Origin of the sequence: Rhizobium altiplani (genome assembly GCF_001542405.1) — a bacterium.
Lineage (GTDB): Bacteria > Pseudomonadota > Alphaproteobacteria > Rhizobiales > Rhizobiaceae > Rhizobium > Rhizobium altiplani.
Window position 1 is genome coordinate 413,310 of the sequence record NZ_LNCD01000123.1, and the last position, 7,719, is coordinate 421,028.

Annotated in this window: 6 protein-coding genes; 4 read left to right on the forward strand and 2 right to left on the reverse strand. The window is 60.7% G+C overall.

Going from position 1 to position 7,719, the window contains the following annotated elements:
* Both AS026_RS30300 and AS026_RS30305 read right to left on the reverse strand, forming a co-directional pair.
* On the reverse strand, positions 1 to 1,932 hold the full coding sequence (locus AS026_RS30300; RefSeq protein ID WP_205634496.1) for an autotransporter assembly complex protein TamA: 1,932 nt from the start codon (positions 1,930 to 1,932) through the stop codon (positions 1 to 3).
* 170 nt (positions 1,933 to 2,102) lie between these two features.
* Entirely contained in the window at positions 2,103 to 2,366 is a 264-nt protein-coding gene (locus AS026_RS30305) for a glycine zipper domain-containing protein (protein ID WP_025662706.1), read from the reverse strand.
* A 268-nt stretch (positions 2,367 to 2,634) separates the two neighbouring features.
* On the opposite strand from AS026_RS30305, the gene AS026_RS30310 reads away from it, so the two are divergent.
* From AS026_RS30310 to hemA, 4 genes are all read left to right on the forward strand, one after another.
* Positions 2,635 to 3,126 carry a (2Fe-2S)-binding protein gene (locus AS026_RS30310; protein WP_025662705.1) on the forward strand — a complete coding sequence of 164 codons (492 nt, stop codon included), beginning with the start codon at positions 2,635 to 2,637 and terminating at the stop codon, positions 3,124 to 3,126.
* 81 nt (positions 3,127 to 3,207) lie between these two features.
* Positions 3,208 to 5,553 carry a xanthine dehydrogenase family protein molybdopterin-binding subunit gene (locus AS026_RS30315; protein ID WP_062374233.1) on the forward strand — a complete coding sequence of 782 codons (2,346 nt, stop codon included), beginning with the start codon at positions 3,208 to 3,210 and terminating at the stop codon, positions 5,551 to 5,553.
* Between the two features lie 12 nt (positions 5,554 to 5,565).
* Positions 5,566 to 6,363, forward strand: a complete 798-nt coding sequence (locus tag AS026_RS30320) for an FAD binding domain-containing protein (RefSeq protein ID WP_062374237.1) — start codon at positions 5,566 to 5,568, stop codon at positions 6,361 to 6,363.
* A 193-nt stretch (positions 6,364 to 6,556) separates the two neighbouring features.
* On the forward strand, positions 6,557 to 7,719 hold a 1,163-nt coding region (gene hemA, locus AS026_RS30325), incomplete at its 3' end, for a 5-aminolevulinate synthase (RefSeq protein ID WP_062374240.1).

Genomic DNA, 7,719 nt, shown 5'->3' on the forward strand with positions numbered 1-7,719 from the left:
TTAGAATGACTGACCGATGCCAGCGTAGATGCCGAAATCCGTGCCACCCTCGTACTTGTTGAGCGGTACTGCAAAATCAAGCCGCAGTGGACCAAATGGCGTCGCATAGCGAACGCCGATGCCTGCACCGGCCCGAATGTCGGAAAAATCGGGCGCAATGTCTGCTGAAACCGTCCCGACATCGATGAAGGGCACTATCCCGATCGTATCGGTAACCCTTATCCGGGTCTCGAATGACGCAGTGACATAGGATGCGCCACCGGTCTCTTCATTGTCGGCGTTGCGGGGCGAGATCTCCTGGTAACTGAAGCCGCGAACCGAGCCGCCACCGCCAGCAAAGAATCGGCGTGTAGCAGGAATGTTCTGGAGATCGTCTGCCCCGACAAGGAAACCTGCGGCAAGCTTGCCGGCAAGAACGATGCGGTCCTCCGCTCCCAGCGCATGATATCCGGTGATCAAGCCCTCGAAGCTCGAGAAGAAGGTCCCGTTGTAGGTCTCGTAGCTTGGCGTTGCCTTGAGCATCCCCCGATAGCCCTCGGTCGGATCGAACTTGTTGTCGCGCGCATCGCGGTCATACTGGAAAGGCAGCGAGAAGGTCAGGTAGCTGTTGTTGCCAAAGGCATCGTCATCGCGTTCCCAGCTCACCTCGCCGGCGCCGGTTATCGTATCCAAGTCCGACAGCTCGTAGGAAAGACCGAGGGAGGCGGTGACGAGCTTTGCAGTATAGGCGTCGGGGTTTTCGGTTTTGGCGAGGACACTGGCCCGCAAGGTCGCGGCCGGTACAAACGCGCCGGGTTTGGTGAAGGTAATACCGGCTGAATAGTCGAGATCGCCGATGTTGGTCGTTTCGCCCAAGCGGCCCACAGACCCTTCGATGCGCAGCGCCTCCGCCTCGCCGAAGAGATTGCGATGACCCCAATAGCCGTTGATGCCGAAGCCGTCCGTTGTCGAGTACTGGGCGCCGACGCCGAGGTAGCGCCGCTTGCCCTCCGACACCTCGATCGTCATCGGCAAAGTGCCGTCTGGCGCCAGTTCGTCAGCCTCGTGGATGGTGACGCTCGAGAAGACGCCCAATGCGCGCAGTCGTTCGCCTGCCTTTCGCAGTGCCTCCGGCGAATATTGTTCACCCTTGTTCAGCCGCGAATAGCGCTGGATGAAGCCCGGTCGAACGTTCTTCTCGCCCGTGACGCCGACATCGCCAATTGGGGCGACCGGGCCACCCTCGGCGGCGAGGACAATGTCAGCCGTGCTCGTCCTGTGGTCGGCTATGACCTTGCGGGTCGTCAACTTCGCCAGCGGCCGGCCTTCGCTTTTCAGCTGCTCGACGATTTTGTCGCCAGCCTTGATGATCGTCAGCGAACCGGCTGTCTCACCCGGAGCAAGATCGTAGTCGGCTGGATTGCGTCGTGCAGCATCGCCGCCGAACTGCACCTCACGGACCTTGAAGACGGGACCTGCGGCAACGCTGATTGTCACCGGTACTGGGCGCGAGCGATTGAAGGTGGGATTGGGCGGCAGGTCATCGATGTTTTGACCATCAACCCTGATCGTTACGATGCCGCCGTAGCGGGCCTTTTCAAAGAGGGCGGCAAGCAGGCGTTCGCGGTCGTCTCTGGCCTTGACGACGACGCCCAGATCGCCCGAGACGGGCCGATCCTTGTCGCCGACCAGACGGGAACTGTTTTCCAATGCTTCCTTGAGATCGGGATCGCTCGCGTCGGTCGTCAGTGTCACATCGTAGCGCACCGGATCGGGCACCTGGTCGCTGGCCGATTCGTCGTCCTTGCCCCACAAAGTGATGCCGAAAAGCTTGAAGGCGAAAGCCTCTGAGACGAGAGCCGGCGAAAACGCAAATGCAGCCGCGACCACCAACATGGTGCCTACGCGCCGATACGCTATACCCGGTTTCGGTGCCGTCCCTCTAATCTGCATCCACCGCTTTTGGTTACACTAGAATTAAGCTTCGCGCCCCCCGGCCGGCGGCAACCTTAGCGGCAAAATTCCTCGACGTGTACCGTTTTAAATCGCTTAGCCGCTGAAATGGTGGAAAAAAAAGAAATCCCGGGCGCCGAACCCGGGATTCGAGATGATTTCGGACCGACTCAATAGTCGCCGCGGCAATCGTCGATATACCGGCGGCCATACTCGTCGCGATAGTAGCACTGTCCCGGCTGCTCCGCGACGCGGCCGATAAGAGCGCCCGAAACGCCGCCGACCGCCGCACCAACGGCTGCCCCGCGTACATTTCCCGTCACCGCGCCGCCGATGATCGCGCCGGAGGCTGCGCCGATGCCTGCCCCGCGCTCGGTCGGTGTGCAGCTTGCGATCGACAGGCCGATCAAGGCGAATGCGACAATCTTCTTTATCAAAATATTCTCCTAGGTTGGTCGCCCTCAATAAGAGCTGTGGCCGTCCCTGATTCTTTTTTGTCATGCTAGCCGTCAAACTGTGGCGCAAAAGCAGCGACCCTGCCTTTGGCTTCCGCTTTCGCACAATTGGTGGTGCAATTGCGCGCAAATGCGCCACAACCGAACGCGCTGAATTTTAGTTAGCCTCCCTAAAGTAGTGGTTGATCCCAAAGCGAAAACGTCAAATGATACCCTCCGCGCCTGGAGGAGGCGCGAGGAGGAAATCATGGCGAAAGTGAAACTGACGGTGAACGGCCGGGCAGTCAGCGGTGACTGTGAAGAGCGTACGCTTCTTGTCCATTTTATTCGCGAAAAACTGGGGCTGACGGGAACGCATGTCGGCTGCGATACCAACCAATGCGGTGCATGTGTCGTTCACATGGATGGCAAGTCGGTGAAGAGCTGCTCGATCCTTGCCGTCCAGGCGTCGGGTTCGACGATCACCACCATCGAGGGGCTTGCCAGCAACGGTGAGCTGCATCCTGTTCAGGCTGCCTTCAAGGAACACCACGGCCTGCAATGCGGCTTCTGCACGCCAGGCATGGTGATGACGGCCGTCGACATGATTTCGCGCCACGGAGGCGATCTGGACGAGAAAACGGTCCGCCACGAGCTCGACGGCAATATCTGTCGCTGCACCGGCTACCACAACATCGTCAAAGCCGTTCTGTCTGCCAACGAGCAGATGCATGGCGCTGCCAAGCAGGCGGCCGAGTAGCTCTCAGGATTGTCTGGCTGACTGCCGAACACGATTCTCTTTGGCGGAATGCCAGGCCCGAAACCCCATTGGGAGGACATTATGGGTGTTGAAGGAATTGGTGCGCGCGTCGCACGAAAAGAAGACAAGCGGTTCCTGACCGGCAAGGGCCGTTACACGGACGACATGGTCGTGCCGGGCATGAAATTCGCCTATTTCATCCGCAGTCCGCATGCGCATGCCAAGATCACGAGGATTGATGCCGCCTCGGCAAAGGCAATGCCGGGCGTTATCGACGTGCTTGATGGCAAGCAGTTGCTCGCTGACGGGATCGGCAACCTCATCTGCGGCTGGATGATCCATTCGAAGGATGGTTCGCCGATGAAGATGGGCGCCTGGCGCCCGCTGGCGGTGGAGACCGTTCGTTATGTCGGCGATGCCGTTGCCATCGTTGTCGCAGACTCGCTCGCCGAAGCGCGCGATGCCGCGGAAGCCGTCGTCATCGACTACGAGGAATTGCCTGTGGTCGTCGAGGCAGTCGAGGCGCTGAAACCAGGAGCGCCGCAACTTCATCCGGAAGCTCAGAATAACCTGATCTTCGACTGGCAGCTCGGCGATGGTGCGGCAACCGACAAGGCCATTTCCGAAGCGGCGCACGTCACGGAAATCGAGATCCACAACAACCGCCTGTCTCCCAATGCGATGGAGCCGCGCGCTGCGCTCGGTATCTATGACGCTGCCGAGGATCACTATACCTGCTACACGACCAGCCAGAACCCGCATGTCGCGCGCCTCGTGATGAGCGCGTTCTACAATGTCGCGCCCGAGAACAAGCTTCGGGTGATCGCCCCAGATGTCGGCGGCGGCTTCGGCTCGAAGATCTACATCTATCCTGAGGAGATCGTTTGTCTCTGGGCTTCCAAGAAAACAGGCGTACCGGTGAAATGGAACTCCGATCGCACGGAGGCCTTCCTCACGGATGCGCATGGCCGCGACCACGTCTCCAAGGTCAAAATGGCTTTCGACAGCGACCATCGCATCATCGGGCTGAAGGTCGACACCATCTGCAATCTCGGCGCCTATATGTCGCTGTTTTCGTCGGCGGTTCCGACCTATCTCTACGCGACGCTGCTGTCAGGCCAATACGATATTCCGGCCATCCATGCCAACGTGCGGACGGTCTACACCAACACCGCGCCGGTTGACGCCTATCGTGGTGCCGGCCGTCCCGAGGCGACCTTCCTGCTTGAACGGACGATGGAAACGGCGGCCCGCGAGCTTGGTATTTCGCCCGCCGAGTTGCGGCGGAAGAACTTCATCCGGGCCTTCCCGCATCAGACGCCTGTGATCATGAACTATGACGCGGGCGACTACGAAGCATCGCTCAATGCGGCGATGCAGGCGGCCGACTGGAACGGCTTCCCGGCGCGCAAGGCCGAGGCTGCCAACCGCGGCCTGAAGCGCGGTCTCGGCATGAGCTGCTACATCGAGGCGTGCGGCATAGCGCCCTCGCAGGCGGTCGGATCGCTTGGTGCGGGCGTCGGCTTGTGGGAGTCGGCAGAGGTTCGCGTCAATGCGGTAGGCACGATAGAAGTGCTCACCGGGTCGCACAGCCACGGGCAGGGGCACGAGACGACATTCGCGCAGCTTGTGTCGGATCGTCTCGGCGTTCCGCTGGAGAGCGTGTCGATCGTGCATGGCGACACCGACAAGGTGCAGATGGGCATGGGCACCTACGGCTCGCGTTCAGGCGCTGTCGGCATGTCTGCTGTGGTCAAGGCGCTCGACAAGGTCGAAGCCAAGGCCAAGAAGATCGCCGCCCATCTGATGGAAGCCGACGAAGGCGATATCGTCATCGAGAACGGTGAGGTGAAGGTTGCCGGTACAGACAAGAGCCTTCCCTGGTTCCAGGTGGCGCTGGCCGCCTACACCGCACACAACCTGCCGGGCGGCATGGAGCCGGGGCTGAAGGAAACTGCCTTCTACGACCCGTCCAACTTCACCTTCCCCGCCGGCTGCTACATCTGTGAAGTGGAAGTCGATCCGGAGACCGGCAAGACCGAGATCATCCAGTTTGTAGCCGCGGACGATTTCGGCAACATCATCAATCCGATGATTGTCGAGGGCCAGGTGCATGGCGGTATTGCGCAGGGGATCGGTCAGGCCCTGCTCGAGGGCGTGCACTATGACGAGAACGGTCAGTTGTTGACGGCAAGTTTCATGGACTACGCCATGCCGCGCGCCGACGACTTGCCGTCGTTCAAGGTGTCGCATCAGGTAACGCCGTCCCCGAGCAATCCGCTCGGCATCAAGGGGTGCGGTGAGGCTGGCGCGATCGGGTCTCCGCCGGCACTCATCAATGCCATCACCGATGCTATCGGCAACAATATGCTGACGATGCCCGCCACACCACAGAAAGTGTGGATGGCAGCGCGCGCGGTTCATTGAGGAGGAACGACGATGTATCAGACCAACTATCACCGCGCGTCCTCGGTCGATGAAGCCGTCAGGATGATTTCGGGAGCATCGGAAGGCAAATATGTCTCCGGCGGCATGACGCTCATACCGACGATGAAGCAGCGTCTCGCCGCGCCGAGTGACCTCGTCGATCTCAGGCATATTCCGGCGATGCAGGGAATCAAGGTCGATGGTCGCAAGGTGACCATCGGGGCGGCCACATCGCACGCCGAAGTCGCTGCATCAGCGGCTCTGCGTGCGATTTGTCCCGCCATCTGCGACCTCGCCGGCATGATCGGCGATCCGCATGTTCGTCATATGGGCACGATCGGCGGTTCGATCGCCAACAACGACCCCGCGGCGGACTATCCCTCGGCCATGTTGGCGCTGAATGCCAGCATCGTCACCAACAAGCGCGAGATTGCTGCTGACGATTTCTTTACCGGCTTGTTCGAGACGGCCTTGGACGATGGCGAGCTGGTCACCGCGATCAATTTCGAGGCGCCCGAGAAAGCGGGCTATTCGAAGTTTCCAAATCCGGCATCGCGTTATGCGATGGCGGGAGTCTTCGTTGCCAAAGGTGCCGGCGGCGTTCGGGTTGCCGTCACTGGGGCGGGAGCCAACGGCGTTTTCCGCGAAACCGCCATGGAAACCGCCCTCAACGCGAACTGGTCCGCCGGCTCGATCACTGGCATCGATGTCAATCCTGCCGGACTGATGTCGGATTTGCATGCGAGTGCGGAATACCGCGCCAACCTGATCAAAGTGATGGCCAAACGCGCCGTCGCCGAGGCCGGCTGACACAAACGGTCGGATCGCGAGGCGGCGTGTCTGCCTCGCGATTCTTCGCTGCGTCTGGCCAGAACGAGCTTTTTCGAATTAAAATAATTCAAGGCTATGGGCCTTTTGCCGCAGTTGATGGTAAAGCGATGGCAAAGGGTTGACGTGCGTGCGTCGGTTGGCAACAAACGCTCGCACGACACTGGAGCATGACATGGATTTCGAAGCGTTTTTCAAAAGCGAGCTGGACGGGCTTCACAGCGAAGGCCGTTATCGCGTTTTTGCCGATCTTGAGCGTCACCGCGGCAGCTTTCCGCGCGCCACGCGACACACGGCGGACGGCCCGAAGGAAGTCACGGTCTGGTGCTCCAACGACTATCTCGGCATGGGCCAGCACCCCAAGGTGGTCGAGGCGATGAAGAATGCCATCGATCACTGTGGCGCGGGTGCGGGAGGCACCCGGAATATCTCTGGCACCACCCACTACCACGTTCTGCTCGAGCGCGAGCTGGCTGATCTTCACGGCAAGGAAGCGGCACTGATCTTCACCTCGGGCTACGTCTCCAACTGGGCGGCGCTCGGCACGCTTGGCGCCAAGATCCCCGGCCTCATCATCTTCTCCGACGCGCTGAACCATGCGTCGATGATTGAAGGCATTCGCTACGCCAAGTGCGAGAAGGTGATCTGGAAGCACAACGACATCCATGATCTCGAAGCCAAGCTGGCGGCTGCCGATCCGAAGGCGCCGAAGCTGATCGCCTTCGAATCGGTCTATTCGATGGATGGCGATATCGCCCCGATCAAGGAGATCTGTGACCTCGCCGACAAGTACGGCGCGATGACCTATCTCGACGAAGTGCATGCCGTCGGCATGTACGGGCCGCGCGGCGGCGGCATTGCCGAACGCGAAGGGCTGATGGACCGCCTGACTGTCATCGAGGGCACGCTCGGCAAGGCGTTCGGCGTCATGGGCGGCTATATCGCCGCCTCGACGGCGCTGTGCGACTTCATCCGCTCGTTTGCGTCTGGTTTTATCTTCACGACGGCGCTGCCGCCGGCGCTTGCTGCCGGTGCGGTTGCCTCGATCCAGCATCTGAAGGTCAGCCCGTTCGAGCGGGCACGCCACCAGGATCGGGTCCGCAAGCTGAGGGCGCTGCTCGATCAGCGCGGCATCCCGCATATGCCGAACCCGAGCCACATCGTGCCTGTCATGGTCGGCGATGCGGCCAAGTGCAAGTGGATCTCCGACCTGCTGCTCGACAATTGCGGTGTCTACGTGCAGCCGATCAACTACCCGACGGTGCCGAAGAAGACCGAGCGGCTGCGCATCACCCCGACGCCGCTGCACAGCGACACCGACATCGAACACCTCGTCGA